Here is a 794-nt window from a genome sequence, read left to right as displayed (position 1 = left end):
CGGCTTCGCGCTCAAGGAGGGGCCGATCATCCAGAAGAGTGTGCTGCCCTTCCGCAGCTTCGTGCAGTCACCGATGCGCGACGGCAAGCTGCTCCTCGCAGGCGACGCCGCCCACACGGTGCCACCCACCGGCGCCAAGGGACTCAACCTGGCTCTCGCCGACGTCCGCGTCCTCGCCGACGTCATCGAGCGCGCCCTCCTCAAGAACGACGACGCCGCGCTCGACTCCTACACGACGCGCGCCCTGGAACGCGTCTGGAAGGCGCAACACTTTTCGTACTGGATGACGACGATGCTCCACCGCATCCCCGACACCACAGACTTCGATGAGCTCCGACAGCTCGGTGAGCTCACCACCCTGGTCTCGTCCGAGGCCGGATCCACCTATCTCGCAGAAGGTTACACAGGATGGCCACACCACTGATCCCGCGTCAGGCGCAGTCAGCACCCGACGTTGACGCCGCCCCACCCGTCATCTCGTCCGACGCCGCGGCAGGAACACAAGCCCAGATCAACGCCGAAATCGGCTCGCTCGCAGCCGAATACCGACGCGAGCGTACCACCGGAGCCGCTGAAGAACTCAGGCCCCGACTCGACTACACCCCCTACCGCTCGAGCATCCTTCGGCATCCAACAAAGGACCCGCACCACGCCGACCCCGAGGGGATCGAACTGTGGGCGCCCGCATTTGGACAGCGCGACGTCGACCCCCTCGAAGCCGATCTGACCATCCAGGCCAACGGAGATCCCGTCGGCGAGCGACTCGTTGTCACCGGGCGCGTGCTCGACGCCGA

At 66.2% G+C, this 794-nt stretch carries 1 protein-coding gene and 1 pseudogene; both read left to right on the top strand.

Going from position 1 to position 794, the window contains the following annotated elements:
- Positions 1-424 (top strand): FAD-dependent monooxygenase (locus tag B3T59_RS02475; protein ID WP_287001408.1); only part of this gene is annotated, 424 nt, incomplete at its 5' end.
- Positions 409-794 (top strand): annotated as a pseudogene (locus B3T59_RS02470) (protocatechuate 3,4-dioxygenase subunit beta); the annotation flags it as partial. The gene B3T59_RS02475 and the pseudogene B3T59_RS02470, both read left to right, overlap by 16 nt.

This window comes from Gordonia sp. UBA7860, assembly GCF_002500165.1.
Lineage (GTDB): Bacteria > Actinomycetota > Actinomycetes > Mycobacteriales > Mycobacteriaceae > Gordonia > Gordonia sputi.
Note: the sequence above shows the minus strand (reverse complement) of the source record. Positions and strands in the feature narration are given on the sequence as shown.